The organism is Bacteroides sp. 2201st1_D9_2201SCRN_220225, assembly GCF_040928965.1.
GTDB lineage: Bacteria > Bacteroidota > Bacteroidia > Bacteroidales > Bacteroidaceae > Bacteroides > Bacteroides stercoris.
On record NZ_JBCODG010000034.1, the window covers coordinates 35,712 to 49,899 of the forward strand.

At 40.0% G+C, this 14,188-nt stretch carries 22 protein-coding genes; 18 read left to right on the forward strand and 4 right to left on the reverse strand.

What is annotated here, in order from left to right; translation table 11 throughout:
• Positions 1-21 precede the first annotated feature (21 nt).
• From AB5903_RS12700 to AB5903_RS12770, 15 genes are all read left to right on the forward strand, one after another.
• Positions 22-330 carry a helix-turn-helix domain-containing protein gene (locus tag AB5903_RS12700; protein WP_005652751.1) on the forward strand — a complete coding sequence of 103 codons (309 nt, stop codon included), beginning with the start codon at positions 22-24 and terminating at the stop codon, positions 328-330.
• A 14-nt stretch (positions 331-344) separates the two neighbouring features.
• Positions 345-623, forward strand: coding sequence for a hypothetical protein (locus AB5903_RS12705; RefSeq protein ID WP_259830816.1), 279 nt, complete (start codon positions 345-347; stop codon positions 621-623).
• Positions 616-906, forward strand: a complete 291-nt coding sequence (locus AB5903_RS12710) for a hypothetical protein (protein WP_005652475.1) — start codon at positions 616-618, stop codon at positions 904-906. The genes AB5903_RS12705 and AB5903_RS12710 overlap by 8 nt, the downstream gene beginning before the upstream one ends.
• Positions 903-2,225 carry a DUF3987 domain-containing protein gene (locus AB5903_RS12715; RefSeq protein ID WP_368117899.1) on the forward strand — a complete coding sequence of 441 codons (1,323 nt, stop codon included), beginning with the start codon at positions 903-905 and terminating at the stop codon, positions 2,223-2,225. Before AB5903_RS12710 ends, AB5903_RS12715 begins: the two co-directional genes overlap by 4 nt.
• Positions 2,226-2,350: 125 nt before the next feature.
• Positions 2,351-3,232: a BT4734/BF3469 family protein gene (locus tag AB5903_RS12720; RefSeq protein WP_005652473.1), complete on the forward strand. Its 882-nt coding sequence runs from the start codon at positions 2,351-2,353 to the stop codon at positions 3,230-3,232.
• Positions 3,233-3,234: 2 nt separating this feature from the next.
• On the forward strand, positions 3,235-3,426 hold the full coding sequence (locus AB5903_RS12725; RefSeq protein ID WP_005652471.1) for a hypothetical protein: 192 nt from the start codon (positions 3,235-3,237) through the stop codon (positions 3,424-3,426).
• A 33-nt stretch (positions 3,427-3,459) separates the two neighbouring features.
• Positions 3,460-4,065, forward strand: a complete 606-nt coding sequence (locus AB5903_RS12730) for a hypothetical protein (protein WP_005652470.1) — start codon at positions 3,460-3,462, stop codon at positions 4,063-4,065.
• A 12-nt stretch (positions 4,066-4,077) separates the two neighbouring features.
• A complete protein-coding gene (locus AB5903_RS12735) occupies positions 4,078-4,341 on the forward strand; it encodes a hypothetical protein (protein ID WP_005652468.1) in 264 nt (87 codons plus the stop codon).
• 110 nt (positions 4,342-4,451) lie between these two features.
• Positions 4,452-4,787, forward strand: a complete 336-nt coding sequence (locus tag AB5903_RS12740) for a hypothetical protein (RefSeq protein WP_005652467.1) — start codon at positions 4,452-4,454, stop codon at positions 4,785-4,787.
• The gene (locus AB5903_RS12745) at positions 4,784-5,182 is read left to right on the forward strand and encodes a hypothetical protein (protein WP_005652465.1); all 399 of its coding nucleotides are present in this window, start codon (positions 4,784-4,786) and stop codon (positions 5,180-5,182) included. Before AB5903_RS12740 ends, AB5903_RS12745 begins: the two co-directional genes overlap by 4 nt.
• Before the next feature lie 18 nt (positions 5,183-5,200).
• Positions 5,201-9,223 (forward strand): hypothetical protein, encoded by a 4,023-nt coding sequence (locus AB5903_RS12750; RefSeq protein WP_005652463.1) that lies wholly within the window; start codon positions 5,201-5,203, stop codon positions 9,221-9,223.
• A gap of 148 nt (positions 9,224-9,371) precedes the next feature.
• Positions 9,372-9,926 (forward strand): hypothetical protein, encoded by a 555-nt coding sequence (locus tag AB5903_RS12755; protein WP_005652461.1) that lies wholly within the window; start codon positions 9,372-9,374, stop codon positions 9,924-9,926.
• A gap of 14 nt (positions 9,927-9,940) precedes the next feature.
• On the forward strand, positions 9,941-10,258 hold the full coding sequence (locus tag AB5903_RS12760; protein WP_005652459.1) for a hypothetical protein: 318 nt from the start codon (positions 9,941-9,943) through the stop codon (positions 10,256-10,258).
• Between the two features lie 217 nt (positions 10,259-10,475).
• Complete coding sequence (locus tag AB5903_RS12765) at positions 10,476-10,661, forward strand: type II toxin-antitoxin system HicA family toxin (protein WP_005652458.1); 186 nt, start codon at positions 10,476-10,478, stop codon at positions 10,659-10,661.
• Between the two features lie 93 nt (positions 10,662-10,754).
• Positions 10,755-11,150, forward strand: coding sequence for a type II toxin-antitoxin system HicB family antitoxin (locus AB5903_RS12770; RefSeq protein WP_005652454.1), 396 nt, complete (start codon positions 10,755-10,757; stop codon positions 11,148-11,150).
• Between the two features lie 247 nt (positions 11,151-11,397).
• On the opposite strand, the gene AB5903_RS12775 is transcribed toward AB5903_RS12770, so the two are convergent.
• The 4 genes from AB5903_RS12775 to AB5903_RS12790 form a co-directional block, all read right to left on the reverse strand.
• Positions 11,398-11,796, reverse strand: coding sequence for a hypothetical protein (locus tag AB5903_RS12775; RefSeq protein WP_005652452.1), 399 nt, complete (start codon positions 11,794-11,796; stop codon positions 11,398-11,400).
• 167 nt (positions 11,797-11,963) lie between these two features.
• Positions 11,964-12,167, reverse strand: coding sequence for a hypothetical protein (locus AB5903_RS12780; protein ID WP_005652450.1), 204 nt, complete (start codon positions 12,165-12,167; stop codon positions 11,964-11,966).
• 3 nt (positions 12,168-12,170) lie between these two features.
• Positions 12,171-12,380 carry a hypothetical protein gene (locus tag AB5903_RS12785; protein WP_005652449.1) on the reverse strand — a complete coding sequence of 70 codons (210 nt, stop codon included), beginning with the start codon at positions 12,378-12,380 and terminating at the stop codon, positions 12,171-12,173.
• A 31-nt stretch (positions 12,381-12,411) separates the two neighbouring features.
• Entirely contained in the window at positions 12,412-12,684 is a 273-nt protein-coding gene (locus tag AB5903_RS12790) for a helix-turn-helix domain-containing protein (protein ID WP_005652447.1), read from the reverse strand.
• Between the two features lie 194 nt (positions 12,685-12,878).
• Between AB5903_RS12790 and AB5903_RS12795 the strand changes: the two genes are divergently transcribed.
• From AB5903_RS12795 to AB5903_RS12805, 3 genes are all read left to right on the forward strand, one after another.
• Positions 12,879-13,178 (forward strand): hypothetical protein, encoded by a 300-nt coding sequence (locus AB5903_RS12795; RefSeq protein WP_368117900.1) that lies wholly within the window; start codon positions 12,879-12,881, stop codon positions 13,176-13,178.
• 16 nt (positions 13,179-13,194) lie between these two features.
• Complete coding sequence (locus tag AB5903_RS12800) at positions 13,195-13,377, forward strand: hypothetical protein (RefSeq protein WP_005652444.1); 183 nt, start codon at positions 13,195-13,197, stop codon at positions 13,375-13,377.
• Positions 13,378-13,483: 106 nt separating this feature from the next.
• Complete coding sequence (locus AB5903_RS12805) at positions 13,484-13,663, forward strand: hypothetical protein (RefSeq protein WP_005652442.1); 180 nt, start codon at positions 13,484-13,486, stop codon at positions 13,661-13,663.
• Positions 13,664-14,188 lie beyond the last annotated feature (525 nt).

Below are 14,188 nucleotides of genomic sequence, written 5' to 3' on the forward strand. Positions count from 1 at the left end.
ATAGAGTTAAAATAATAGCTTATGGATGCAAATTTTTTATCCCCCAATGCAATGTTAATTCAAGGCGCAACAATGAGTGACCTTGAGAATATGATGAGCCGCATTCTTGATAAGAAGCTGGCTAATATAATAGAATCTACTCCCAAAGTAGAGGACTTTCCGAAAGACATACTGTATAAACGCAAAGACGCAGCTATACGGTTGCAAATTTCCTTACCTACCTTAGACGCATGGACGAGAGCTGGCATTATTAATGGCCGCCGGATAGGTACACGCATTTACTACACAGAGAAGGATATTAACAATGCTTTGAAAAAGGCGTGTAAATAATGGAGGGCGTGACTATGAAAGAAAAGAAAAAGGTAGCCTCATCGACTACCAATCTCCCCAACTACGAGGGCAAAGATACTAATTCTTCCCGAAATATCAGGGCTGTCAGAAAACTATTTTTATCAGGCGATAAATTTACAGCCAGGCGGATTAATGAACTGGTAGGCTTTAATGATGCCCGTAAGGCTATTTCTGAATTACGCCATAAGGAAGGCATGAACATCCAGGATATTCGGTTGTCAAACGGTTGCAAATTATACTGGCTGGCAGAGAAAGGGGGACACAATGAATGAAGAAAGTAAAATCTCCCAAATAAAACTGTTATCAGAGTGTTTTGCGGAATCCCCTAAAACCATGTATCAGGCCGAGCGGGAAACAGGTGTAAGGATTGCCAATATTTGTCGTTTTATAGACAAGATGAAGAAAAGCGGCAATATCCGTAAGGTATCATCCGGCAAATGTCCCATATCACACAGGAAAGCCGGATTCTATACGAGCAACCGGGAATACTTCAAAGACGATAAACAGCCTTCACTTTTTTGTGATTTCTGGAACGGTATAAAATTAAAGCCATGAACATAAGTGTAAATAACAAAACTTTGTCCGATGTGCTTGTATTACCTATTGACGGGCTTTCAGCAAATGCACAAGAGATAATTAGAGAAGTGTCGGAAGTGTATCAGTGCAGCCGTGATATAGTACTGGCTGCAATGTTTAGTGCGGTCGGTGTAGCAGTCGGCAAAAAAATAAGGATTTCCGATAGCAAGTATTTTAACTATCCGTGTCTTTGGGCGTGTGCAGTCGCCCCGTCCGGTTCTAACAAGTCCACCCCTGTACGCTTCATTCTGCAACCTTTAAAGGATAGGGACGCAAACGAATACAAGGCATACAGGGAAGAGCTGAAGGTTTTCAAGGATTCAAAGGATGAGCATAAGGAAAGACCGATATTCAGGCAGTTGCTTTTAAGCGATTCCACACCCGAAGCGAGGAACCAGGTATTATCTACCAGCCACAACGGAATATTGCTTTACAGGGACGAAATAAAGGGCTTTCTTGACGATATAGGACGATATAACAAGAGTGGCGAGGTAAGCCAATTATTATCGGTCTTTGATTCTGATAACATTGTAATAAACCGAAAGTCAGATGATACGCTATTAGTCGAAGAGCCATTTATGGGTGTTTTAGGAACAATTCAGCCTGACGTACTTGCGGACACATTCGGTAACGACCTGCTTATGAACAACGGCTTTAATCAAAGGTGGCTATTCGTTTACCCGGATGAAAATCCGTCTGCAATGTATTCGGAGAAGTCTATCAGCAAAGAGGTACGGGAAGCATGGAGCAGTTACATTAATGCTTTATTGGATGCAGATTTCAAGGCTGGTGGATGCGATACGGTCTATATCATTGATGAGGCAAAACGTCTCTATATCGAATACTATAACGAATTACAGGTAAAGAAGCAAAGTACGGATGATAGCTACATGTGTGCCGTATATTCAAAACTGCAAATCATAGTGGAACGCTGGGCTTTGATAACACACCTGTTAGGAGATAATACGGGTATGAGCCGTATTTTGCCGAAAGAAATGGAGTATTCAATCAGATGTATGGGTTACTTCGAGAGATGTGCGGAAAAGGTGTATATGAAGCTGACGGAAAACAGAAAACAGCCGGAAGCGAAAACAATGGGTAAAGAGGAAATGATAGCTAATGTTTACCATTTGACTAACCCGGTCAGTCAAAGCGCTGTTGCTGATGCGATTGGGGTTTCAAAGCAATACATATCAAAATGCCTAAAGAAATACCCTAAGTTGACAGGTTGTCGGTTGACAGATACTGAAAGTGTTGATATACAACAAGATATAAACAAAACTGCGTCAACCTTGTAACTTGTGGTTTTTCAAAAGCTTAAGCATAGAGATAGACTGATAAAATTGCATAAACACCTATAAATTAAAAGTTTAATAGTAACAATCCGACAACCGGTCAACCGTCTACTAATTTTTATAAGATTATGAAGAAAGATATTTTTGATGTAGAGATTTCCGTTTATAACGGTGTGAAAGATGTGTACGGCACAACGTGCAAACTCCGTGATTTCCTTTTCAGCAAGAAGCACGTTTCGGAGATTGAACGCCTGCGTTCTTTGCCGACAAAGGAAGAAAAGAACGAGGTAAAGAAGCGTTTGCCTATGGCTTGCATAAGTGGGTTATTCCAGCCGACACGGAAAGCGGAAAACCTTGTAAGACATTCCGGGCTTATCTGCGTGGATATTGACCGAAAGGATAATTTACATATAGATAACTGGGACGAAATAAAGCAGGAGCTTTGCAAGTTGAAAGAAATAGCCTATATCAGTCTTTCGGTAAGCGGCAACGGCTATTTTGTCATTATTCCGTTGAAATACCCCCACGCACATAAAGGGCAATTCGAGAAGCTGAAACAGGACTTTGCACGGATAGGTATCATTATAGATCCTGCTTGCGGTGATGTAACCCGGATGCGCTGTTTGTCCTATGATGCGGAACCTTATATCAATGTTGAGGCAATCCCCTACGATGGATATTACAAAGAGCCACGTCCGACAAACAGTTATCAATATTCAGGCGGTGATAACGTATTGGATAAGGTGGCAAAGTGCTGTGAGAAGATAGAAGCCAACGGAATAGACATCACAGGCGATTACAAGGACTGGTTTACGGTCGGTTGTGCGTTGGCTTCATTGGGTGAAAGCGGCCGTTCCTTCTTCCATATATGCAGCAGACAGAACACAAAGTATAAATACGCTGAAACCGACAAGAAGTTTTCCAACCTATTGCGTACTGGGAAGCGTATCGGAATCGGCTCTTTCTTCGAGATATGCAAGGATTACGGGATAACCTACAAAGATGCTTAGGAATGGAAGTAGAAATCATACACGGTCAAATTGTTGCCAAAGCCAACGGTTATGAGTCAGTAGAAGATATGGCGGAAAAGACTATCGGTCAGGCAAAGTTCAATGAGATGTTCGGGGGCGTGCCGGAATGGATTAGAACCGATGCAGAGGGAAATTTCATATTCGTAGGGATGAATCCTATGTTATTTAACTAAATACTTATTTATTAATAATTTAAATTTTATTTCATGGAAAAGATTAGAAAAAACGGACTGGAGAAAGTAATCAACCGTCATAAGGCGGAATGCAGCAAAATTCAGCCTATTGTAAACACGATGCTTGAAACCGGTTTCTGTTTTACGACCGATGAGCTGAAAGATTTGGCATCCGTATGTTCCAAATTGTACAAACAGGCTGAAAATATGGCTAAGGAAGAAGCGGCACGCTCGAAGGTCAAATTTCGGAGTAATGCAGATTATACCGAAACTCTGGAATATCTAAATGATGCTGTCTCACGGAATGCAGACGCATTGAGAAAAGCGTTGCTTTACCACACGCAGAACCCGTTGGAAATTAAGGCATACGAGGTCACGGACGGAGTTGTACAGGTCTCTTCCCGTTGGATTGAGGAGAAAGATGCGGAATATACCATCTTGCCGACAGAGAACAGAGAACAGGCGAAACTGCTTGTGGATAATGTCCGGCAGGCAATTGACGAACTTAACGCACTTGTCAGTCACAACCGTTTCTTCGGTAAGGGTATCAGTACATCACTGGATTCTCGGAGATGTCTTTGCTGGCTCGATGGAGACGGCAATTTCCACGAGGAAAAAGAAAACTATGAATTTATTTAAAACCAACAAAAAATGACACAAGAAGAACGGAAAAAATTCGATGCCTTTCAACGGCAATTGAATGAAAGCCCGGTTAATAGAATCAACTTCTTTGCCGGGATGGATGAAAAGTGTGCGATTGCAAACACCCCCTATGAACAATGGGCTTTGCAGTCGGAATATGAGAACAAAGCCATTTGCAAACATCTGGGCATTGAATATCGAAAGGAAGATTTTGCGGTATCGGCAGAAGGGCTTGCAAAGCAATGGGCGGGCGGATTACCCGACATGGAATAGCAAGATAGAGATGTTGGTTTATGTCTATTGTCCCGACAAAGCCAACATCTCTTGCCAACCATATTTAAACGGGACATTTACGGATTGTAGAATAAAACAATTGAACAATAATGAATAATACAATAATTATCGCACAACGGGCATACGATTGTACGTCTGTTTCAGTAAACAACATAAGTAAGGCATGTAAGGAAATACAAGAACTTTCTTTGCACTGTAACAACATTACGGAATTATGTAACAGCATGGACACACCGACAATATGCAATGCATTGTCTCTTCTGCTTGCCGGGAACCTCTCTTTGGCGAAAGACTTTTCTTTAGGTCAAAGAACCGAACTTGAAGATGCCTTTCAAATCTTATTTTCAGACATCTTGCTCAATGCCCAAAAATACGGAATTATGGCACAGAAGATATGTGAAATGACAGCAACGGCGAAAAAATGAAAGTAGAAGTTGATTTTTCCGGCTTAGATGAGTTCTTGGAAGATGCAGAGAACGAAATCAAACAAGGTATGATAGAAGTAGCCCATGCCGGCGTGGACTACTCAAAAGAAACGGGGGACTACCAAAACCATACCCACAACCTACGTAGTGCACCCGGTTCGGCAGTCGTGATAAATGGTGAAATCGTAGATATGTATGTACCGGCAGAACCCGGACATGAGGACGCCAAAAGCAAGACGGAGAATCTATTGATTTACGGTAAGCGTCCCCAAAACGGAATTATCATTGCCGATGGTATGGAATACGCATCTTACGTTGAGGGCAAGGGACGTGAGGTCATTTCTCAGGGCGCTTTACATATCGTTACGGAAGTCGGTAAGAAATTTAGTAAATAACCATTATTTTTATCAGTTATGGCAGGATTGAGATTTAATATAGACGCAGATATTGCAAGATTTACGCAGTTGGTAAAACGCATACAGGAAGTGCGTAAGGAGATGGATAAGTTAGCAAAGTTCTCTCCGAAATACGATAAACTGTATGAAGAGTTTAGAAAAATAAAGACGGAGCTTGACACCATGCAAAAGAAGTTTGCGGAAATCCAAACAGCTTTGGCGCAAGTGGATATAGCCAAAGGGGTTGTTGACAGTTCCCAAAAGATACGGAAAGAAACAGATGAAACGAGCGATAGTATAAAACATTATGCGGATTCCTTGAGGGGAGTTAAAGAACAGCTTAAATCTGTAACTGACGAAATAGATATGATGTCGGCGGCTCAGAGAAGCTCGGTTTCCGGGGCAAACGCTGTAAAACAGTATGCCGGGCTGAAAGCACAGTTGAAGGTTGCGGCTGACGAAATGCGTTCGTTTGCCAAAGAGCAGGAGAATATTATAAAAGTCCAAAAGGCGGCTGATGGTTCCATTGCCCAGCTTCGCAGACAACTCTCATTGCTGACGTTCCAATATGACAATCTATCACGTGGTTTGCGTAACGGTGCCACCGGCAAGGAACTGATTATACAAATTCAGTCGGTGACAAAGGAACTTAACGAAGCGGAACAGGCATCTATGAGATTTTACCGAAATGTAGGCAACTATGCTTCAGGTTGGAACGGTCTTAATGTACAGGTGCAACAACTGGCTCGTGAACTTCCGTCTTTAGCAGTTTCCATGAATACTTTTTTCCTTGCTATTTCAAATAACCTTCCGATGTTGATTGATGAAATCAAGTTAGCGCAAGACCGTCTAAAAGCACTAAAGGATGAAGGGAAACAAGGCACTCCGGTATGGAAACAGCTTGCAAAATCATTATTAGGATGGCAGACGGCTTTGGTTGTCGGCATTACTCTCCTGTCCTCTTATGGTAACGAACTTGCAGACTGGGTGAAAGGATTATTCAAGGCTAAAGAGAATATAGATGTACTTAAAGAGGCGTTAACTGCATATAACGATGCAAGTTTAGAAGGACGTAAAGAAGCGCAGGAACAACTAACAAGGTTGAGACTATTGTACAATGCAGCCGTAGACGCTTCTAAAGGGACGGAATCGCAGACTAAAGCGGTCAAAGCATTAAAAGAAGAATTTGCCTCTTCTTTTGAGAGTATGAGCAACCAAACTATTATGCTAGGAAAGGCTAAAGCTGCTTATGATAGTCTGACACAATCTATAATAAATAACGCCAAAGCGAGGGCTTATGTTAGTAAAATTACTGAAAAACAAGAAGAACGCATAGAACTGGAAGAACAGTTGCTACAAGCAAAGAAGAACCTTGAAGAAACAAAAAGTTTACAAGATTTACAGGAAGCGGGCAATGTAAGGAATACGGCGGGCGCTGCATTTGCCCCGATTACTGCTGGTTCTAAAGAGCTTGCTGATGCAGCTGGGGATGTAAGTAAATTCTCTAAAGAAGTCGATGTTTTAACGACAAAAATTGCAAGCATTGATGAAACGATTAAGAGGCTGGAAGATTCAATAAATATTTCTGACCTTCTTTTTGACCCAGCAAAAACACCTGAAAAGGACAAGGAGGTCAAATATCTTGATTCCTATTTGCAGCAGAAAGCCATAAAGAAATCCGAGCAGGACATTTTAGACACCATTACCCAAAGCCAACTGAATGCGCAAAAAATGGTAGCGGATTTGATGCAAGACGGGAATGTGAAAGAGTTGGCACAAATAAACGCTAACTATGACACCAAAATAGTGGAAATTCAAAAAAGGGAAAGAGAACTTTTGCAGACTTTACAGGATGCGGAATATGAACAGTGGAAACAGGCAAACCCTGATTATCAGAAGAAAGGATTACAGTTCACATCCACTGTTACGGAGTTGCCACAAGATAAACGGACAGAATTGGATGCAGAATATTCAGCAGCATATCAGCTACAACAGAGTGCCACCGCAAAGCTACTATCCAATACTCTTGCAAAATACCGTGATTTTGCGGCTCAAAGGACTGCCATTGAGAAACAGATGAATGATGATATATTTTTCTTAAGGAGACAGCGTACAGAAAGCAATGCAGAAGAAATAGACCGTGCCATACAAGTAGCCAAAGACAAGGCAAAAGAAAGCATTCAGGCAGTGACAGATGAGGAGAACAAAGCTTTGGCTAACCAAGATAATGATTTTTTAAGGATGCTCTTCGGGGATGTCTCACAAATGGCGTTTTCCGATTTGTCCGAATTACTGAAACAGGCACGGCAGCTAAGGAGCTATCTTTCAGGGAAAGATAATAAGGAAGGTATTACGTTCATATCCCCCGAACAACTCAAAGCCATAGAAGAAAGTCCGGAAGAATTGGATAAACTTAAAAAGGCACTTGATAAACTGTTAGGGGCTGGGAAGAAGCAAAACAAATGGAGCAATATTTTCGAGACATTCAAAACGGGTTTTGCCGACTTAAAAAGCGCACAAGGTTTTAAGGAAATTTCCGGTGCTATTGGTATGATTTCCGGTGCGGCAGGGCAAGCGGCCGGAGAGATAGCCACAATGTTTGAAGCTATGGGCAAGGACAGTGCCGCCAATGTTATAGGAAGTTTGGGAGAAGTCTTGAGCTCGATTTCCAATATCGGCCAGGCTTTTGCAACGGGCGGCCCGGTAGCCGGGGCTTTTGCGGCTGTCGGTGAAATATTCTCTTTGATAGGGAAAGGAGCACAAGAAACAGCTAAGCACAGGCAAGTCCTTGAAGATGTAATGAATGATACAATAGCGCAACAAAGGGAATATAACCTGCTTTTGCTGGAACAAAATCTCTTGTATGAGAAAGCCAGTACGATATTTGGCGTTGATTCTTATGCCAAAGCAGAAAATGCGGTTCGTGTATTAAAGGATGCCATATCAGATTTAAACAAGGAATTGGCAGGAACTACGGAACAGCAAAAGAAATTTGCATATAGGAAAACCGGCAGTGTAGCTCTTGATAAAGTTTTTAATAGGAATTATTCCCAATCGAAAGACCGTTATTCCGGTCTTGCCGATATTGAAATTAAGACCGGAAGCTATACTACTGGTGCATGGTTCTGGAAAAAACAGCATGATGTCTATACTTCCGTTCTTGATGTCTATCCTGAATTAATAGATGCCAACGGAGAATTCAATAAAGAATTGGCGGAATCTATCATAAATACCCGTGAAATGTCTGACGAGGATAAAGCCGCCTTGCAAGGAATGATAGACCTTGCAGAACAGGCAGAAGCCGCATTCGATTCTTTGAATGATTACATGACGGATATTTTCGGAGAACTGGGAGGCAGCATGAGCCATGCGCTCGTAGACGCATTCAAGAATGGCACAGATGCGGCTGAATCATTTACACAATCTGTTTCTGAAATGTTGGAGACATTAGCAGAGCAGATGATTTATTCCGTTACGCTTGGCCCGTTACTCGAAGAAGCACAAAAAGAAATGATGACCGTGATGAAAAATCAAAATCTTACGGACGAGCAAAGGTTCTCCCAGTGGACTAATATACTTAAGGGACTGACGAATGATGCAGTCGCCAAACAAGATGAGGCCAAACAGCTATACGAAGCTTTCCGTCAATCGGCGGGAGATATGGGATTTGATGTGTTCTCTCCTGATTCCACCCGTGAGGCTTCACAGAAAACGGGAATTACAGCATCGCAAGATAGTGTAGACAAAATAGACGGAATGGCTACAACAATGATGGGGCATACATACTCCATCAACGAAAATGTCAACCGTATGGCTAATGGCATTGACAGTCTTTTGAACTATGCCTCTTCCGGTCTTTCATTAACTACGGATATAGAAAGAACGGCTAAAGCAATTGAAAGCCAAAGCAGGGATGCTCTTAACCACTTGGCAAACATTGATAACTATACGTCTAATCTTGTAGAAATGAGGGAATACATGTATGCCGTGAAAAACGGTATTGACACATTAAACACTAAAGGGTTAACACTTAAACGATGAAAGGATAAAATCCCTATCAGTAATTTATTGTCTTTCGGGTGGGTTTTCTATAATAGGGAAGTCTGCCCGAACCATTGGTTAGGGTATTTATGTATATGTACATGAAGAAAACGGATATTCGCTAAGTATTTAGGCAGAAATTTGAGATATGGCAACATTTATAGATTACATACCAAGAATTACATTATCAAACTTAAAGGAGTTGATAAAACGGCAATCAGAAACGGATGCAACGTTGTGTGCACGTTTCACTCTCAAAGGCATTCAATATACCGCCGTTGTTTTCTTGAATAAGAATGAAATGCTTTTTTATTGGGACTATGAAGGAGAGCACAGAAAGGTAACTGTTTCTCTCTGTTCAGAACCGAGCAATTTAGGGAAAGGGCAGGTTTGGTATTTCCTTTGCCCCTATACCGGGCGTAAATGCCGGACACTATTCCTTAACGGCAAGGTGATAGCCAGCAGATATGCTTTCTGTCATGTTTACAGCTATCAAAACGAGAGCAGAATAAACCGGCTTCTTTCCAGCTTTGGTAAAAACGATAGTCCAGAACGCAAGTACGGCAAGAAAACGTACAAAGGAAAAGTAACCCCTTACGGTAAGAGAGTTAGTAAGTACTACTCCAAGCTACACCGTTTTAATGTCATGCTGGAGAACTGGATGCTTTCCCGAAAACAGCTTGAAATCAAGTTGAAGGAGTAAAAAGATGTAGCGAAATGGGGAGAAAGCAGAAAAACATAATCGAAACGAACAAGCCTTTTTCGCTCCGTGTCATTTATGCAGGTGGCGGAATGTATGAAGTCGTTTTCGCTTATCAAGAAATAAAGCTTTATCAGCCACTTTCAAACGAACAATATAGGGAATACCGAAAACTGTGTTACCTGTACCCTGTAAGGGCTAAAAACTACCTTCTTGACTTTATAAACTTTGAGGGTACACCATACAAAAGGAGTGACTTTGAGTTTTTAGGCAAGGACAAGGAACCGACAAAGGAAATGATAACACTTTGGCAGGAGATAGAAAAAGGGTTATAGGCTGATTTACATGCCCTAAAACAGAATGAGGGCGGGTTACTTTGCCGGTTGCATTTTCGTAAGTCGTTGAAACAAAAGCTAAACGTATTTTTGCGTTGAGTGATTAATAAAGGCATGTTTTTCACAAATGTAGCAAAATAGTTATGTTTTTATTTGGTGAATTATAGCAAAAACGCTATCTTTGTATTGTCTTAATAAATAAACGGTCTTTTACATTATGAAGTACAATCAGTTTTTTGCGGAACTTACCGCAGCAGGTTGTTACGTTCTCAGGCATGGGGCAAACCATGATATTTGGTATAGCCCTAAAACGGGAAACAAATTTGCTTTGTCAAGGCACGGTAAACAAGAAGTACCTACCGGAATGGAACGTAAAGCAAGAAAGGTTCTTTTGGGGGAGTAATCCCCCGCCTTTGTGCTTCATACCTAAAAGGCTGTAAATGTTGAGGCAATGGGGTCGGCGTATTGCCGTCCCCTTTTACTAAAAAGAGGAAGTATGAAAGTAACTGTAATCATGGAAAAGGCGAGCGATGGGTATTACTCATGCTTTGTAGAGGAAGATTTGCCCGGCTTTGGTTTGGCTGGATATGGAGATACGGCAGAAGCGGCCAAAGAGGATATGATGAAAGCGTATGAGGAAATAAAAGAGATGCAGGCAGAAGAAGGTAAGGAAGTGCCGGAACTGGAGTTTACCTACAAGTATGATATGCAATCTTTTTTTAACTATTTCTCATTCCTGAATGTTACTAAGGTAGCAGAGTTAGCAGGTATCAACGCTTCATTGATGCGGCAATACACATCAGGTGTAACCAATGCCGGACAAAAACAGTATGACAAGATACGTGTAGCGGTGGAAAGGATTTCAAAGGAGCTTTCCGCAGCCACATTCTAAAGATAGTGTACCGCCGTGAGGCGAGACCGTTTATTAAGACAATGAAGCCCCGTTCCGGTTATTTCGGTTCGGGGTTTTTCCTTGCGACCATAAATTAAGAGGTTGACGTATATCCCTATGTAATTGTTTGTATATCAGTAGTTCTGACGATTATCAACCGTCAACCTGTCAACCAATACTATAAATTAGATAATTGCAGTATTTGTTGATTATAAAATCTTGCAACCACAATTCTGTAGCCTCGGTATCATTTTCTAATGATTAATTGTTCCACTTTATCAAAGGTGTCATAAACACTAAAATCTATAGAGTTATCAAAATTTTGCAAACGTCTGGTGAAAAAGCGCACAATTTTAGCATAATGTTCAGTCCAATATTCTTTTTTCCTTTCTGAACCATCGGTTAAAGTCTTATTATATAAATCGGAAACAAACATAAAAAATGCTTGCCGGTATAAATCTAAGGCCTTCTCTGATTCGTTCTTTAAAAGGCATATTTGAGCTTCTTCTATTCGTTTGTTATCAAGAAAAGAAAGTTGTTTTGAACTTATTTTCTTTACGTTATTAGCCATCCCCCATAATTTGAAAAACAAAATGATTTGCAGGAATGCAAATACAAGGATTGTAATAGAAATCAGGTTGTTCATAAGTATTATATTTAGTATTAGCAATACGCAAATATAGTGGAAAAGTTGAAAACAAGAAATTCTCCGACCTTACTATTCTGATGAAAACCTCAAAAAACGCTCACATTGGGAGATAAACAGAATGTGAGCGTTTGGCAGTTATGAGAAATAAATTATTCTGATTCTATCTATATGAAAATCTCCATTATTGTAACAGGGGGAAATTCATTTTGTAATATGCAATTTTCTGCTTCCTCTTTTGAATCAAAGAATTTGATTTTATCTGCATCACTGTATATGTCCGAAGTAGGTATTAGGCTATATGTTCCATAAGAATTTAAAAATAACACAGAGGAATTTAAAACTCCTTTTATAATATATTTCTTTTTCATATTTTATTTCTTTAGTTCTAAAATGTCAATAGGGAATCTATTATAATTTGGCAGATTATCATCCAAATTATTAGGACGGCATTCAGCATATCCCGTAGGAACTGAATGTTTTAAATCTGCATCATACACTTTTTCTATCCGAGTAATATAATATTCCTTCCCATTTTGTGTATTTATTACTACGTCAGATTCTTTGAATTTTTTTTCGCTCATAGTATTACCTCCTTATTTTATTAAGTTAAGTTTATAAATTCTCCGCTAACTTCTTAATATCATCCTTACTCGTAACCTTGTGGATAGTTCCGTCTAATTCAATGTAGCCGTTTATGTTGGTTGGTTCCTCGAACAGTTCGGTTATTCTCACATTTAGGGCACTGGCGATTTTCTCCAAAGTATCTTTGGTAGGATTACCATTGATTGCCTTAGATAACCCCACAGCTGATAATCCTATTCTTTCTGCTAACTCTTTTTGGGTTATTCCTGCTTGTTTGCAGATTCCCAATATTCGTAACTTCATAATTATACTTATAGTTTATTTCTTGCAAATATATAAAATTATAGTATTAGTTGCTATTCTTTGGATAAAAATATACTATGTGTATATTGAATTAGTTTTTATTAACTGTATAATGTTTGTTTGCGTTATAATTATAGTTATGTTTGCATCGTAATAATAAAACTAAATGTTTAACGATTAGCATACATACAATTATGAAACGCTACAACTTAAGCAAGATAATGAAAGAAGCTCATCAGATTAAGAAGTACATGAAGCTGTATTCCCTCACTCATGAAGTAAAGAATTGGGCGGACTGTCTAAAACTTGCTTGGGTTAACGAAAAGAAGCGTGTGTCTAATGAAGAGGCGATAAACGCAGAAAAAGAAGCAATGGAAGCTTATTTAGCCGAACCTGCAAGACGCAGCGTTTATGATGATTTATCAATCCCGACATCCGCTTACTATATCAATAACAACAAAGGGCGTTTCGGTTCTCATTACGTAGGTGATTAACTTAATACATTATATCATGGAAGAAAACAGACAACTTGTAGGCAATATTTGCGCCTCTATTGAAGAACTTGGTAATGTGATAGTAGATAATGTAGCTGCATCACACAAAGATTATGAAATAATGATTGCTTCTTTGGATAATTCGATAGCTGAAATAAAGAAGAGATTAGGAAATGTATTGCCACGTAAACAAGCATAGATGCACGTTGAGGTTCAACCAGCGAAATCACGTTATGACGTCCCGCCAGCAATACGGCTGGCGGGCAGATGGCAGAAATAACGACTAAAACAAATATTCATCTATTATGGAAATCAGCACAGCAATGATGCAACACATCCTCCGATTGACGGAAGGATATACGGATTTATTGAACGAACTTAAGGAAGTCAAGGCGGAACTTGCAGAACTCAAAGGAGCAAAGCCCAAGAAACCGACGATTCATGAAACCAAATACCCGCACATGAGTATAATAATGAAGAAATGATTGTATAAGGTAGGGCAACACCTTGCAAGATACGAAGGAATTAGACACACAAGAATAACACTTTACCTATTTCCCTATAGACGGACTGAACGGCACCAGGTAGCTAGAACCTGGTAGGGAGCAAAGCACACTTACCCAATACCTTTGCATAATCGGAGGCGAGATACAGAACATAAGCAGATGCACACAAAAATGTGTTGGAAGCGGTTCTTTCGTTTGTATGGTAGTAAAAGAGAGGTTATAACAATACCATAAATTAGATAGTTGACGTAGTTTTTGATGCAAACATCTATAATACAAAGTATTACAATACAGTCAACCGTCAACCTGTCAACCAATACTATAATTTTATGTGTTGCGCTTTGTTTTGGTTTAATACATTGTGTATCTGTTTTAAGTGCGACCGCAACCCGGCAACCTGGGGGACTTATTTAGATATTCTTTTTTTGGGTCAATGTAAAAACCTGAGGGGTAATATTTGTAAAAATCCTATCTTTGCATAAAACTAACTCAGAAATCTTATGG

Bases quoted from the DNA above. Each gene is read 5' to 3' on its own strand.
- AB5903_RS12700 (WP_005652751.1), top strand. From the start codon at position 22: ATGGATGCAAATTTTTTATCCCCCAATGCAATGTTAATTCAAGGCGCA.
- AB5903_RS12705 (WP_259830816.1), top strand. From the start codon at position 345: ATGAAAGAAAAGAAAAAGGTAGCCTCATCGACTACCAATCTCCCCAAC.
- AB5903_RS12710 (WP_005652475.1), top strand. From the start codon at position 616: ATGAATGAAGAAAGTAAAATCTCCCAAATAAAACTGTTATCAGAGTGT.
- AB5903_RS12715 (WP_368117899.1), top strand. From the start codon at position 903: ATGAACATAAGTGTAAATAACAAAACTTTGTCCGATGTGCTTGTATTA.
- AB5903_RS12720 (WP_005652473.1), top strand. From the start codon at position 2,351: ATGAAGAAAGATATTTTTGATGTAGAGATTTCCGTTTATAACGGTGTG.
- AB5903_RS12725 (WP_005652471.1), top strand. From the start codon at position 3,235: ATGGAAGTAGAAATCATACACGGTCAAATTGTTGCCAAAGCCAACGGT.
- AB5903_RS12730 (WP_005652470.1), top strand. From the start codon at position 3,460: ATGGAAAAGATTAGAAAAAACGGACTGGAGAAAGTAATCAACCGTCAT.
- AB5903_RS12735 (WP_005652468.1), top strand. From the start codon at position 4,078: ATGACACAAGAAGAACGGAAAAAATTCGATGCCTTTCAACGGCAATTG.
- AB5903_RS12740 (WP_005652467.1), top strand. From the start codon at position 4,452: ATGAATAATACAATAATTATCGCACAACGGGCATACGATTGTACGTCT.
- AB5903_RS12745 (WP_005652465.1), top strand. From the start codon at position 4,784: ATGAAAGTAGAAGTTGATTTTTCCGGCTTAGATGAGTTCTTGGAAGAT.
- AB5903_RS12750 (WP_005652463.1), top strand. From the start codon at position 5,201: ATGGCAGGATTGAGATTTAATATAGACGCAGATATTGCAAGATTTACG.
- AB5903_RS12755 (WP_005652461.1), top strand. From the start codon at position 9,372: ATGGCAACATTTATAGATTACATACCAAGAATTACATTATCAAACTTA.
- AB5903_RS12760 (WP_005652459.1), top strand. From the start codon at position 9,941: ATGGGGAGAAAGCAGAAAAACATAATCGAAACGAACAAGCCTTTTTCG.
- AB5903_RS12765 (WP_005652458.1), top strand. From the start codon at position 10,476: ATGAAGTACAATCAGTTTTTTGCGGAACTTACCGCAGCAGGTTGTTAC.
- AB5903_RS12770 (WP_005652454.1), top strand. From the start codon at position 10,755: ATGAAAGTAACTGTAATCATGGAAAAGGCGAGCGATGGGTATTACTCA.
- AB5903_RS12775 (WP_005652452.1), bottom strand. From the start codon at position 11,796: ATGAACAACCTGATTTCTATTACAATCCTTGTATTTGCATTCCTGCAA.
- AB5903_RS12780 (WP_005652450.1), bottom strand. From the start codon at position 12,167: ATGAAAAAGAAATATATTATAAAAGGAGTTTTAAATTCCTCTGTGTTA.
- AB5903_RS12785 (WP_005652449.1), bottom strand. From the start codon at position 12,380: ATGAGCGAAAAAAAATTCAAAGAATCTGACGTAGTAATAAATACACAA.
- AB5903_RS12790 (WP_005652447.1), bottom strand. From the start codon at position 12,684: ATGAAGTTACGAATATTGGGAATCTGCAAACAAGCAGGAATAACCCAA.
- AB5903_RS12795 (WP_368117900.1), top strand. From the start codon at position 12,879: ATGAAACGCTACAACTTAAGCAAGATAATGAAAGAAGCTCATCAGATT.
- AB5903_RS12800 (WP_005652444.1), top strand. From the start codon at position 13,195: ATGGAAGAAAACAGACAACTTGTAGGCAATATTTGCGCCTCTATTGAA.
- AB5903_RS12805 (WP_005652442.1), top strand. From the start codon at position 13,484: ATGGAAATCAGCACAGCAATGATGCAACACATCCTCCGATTGACGGAA.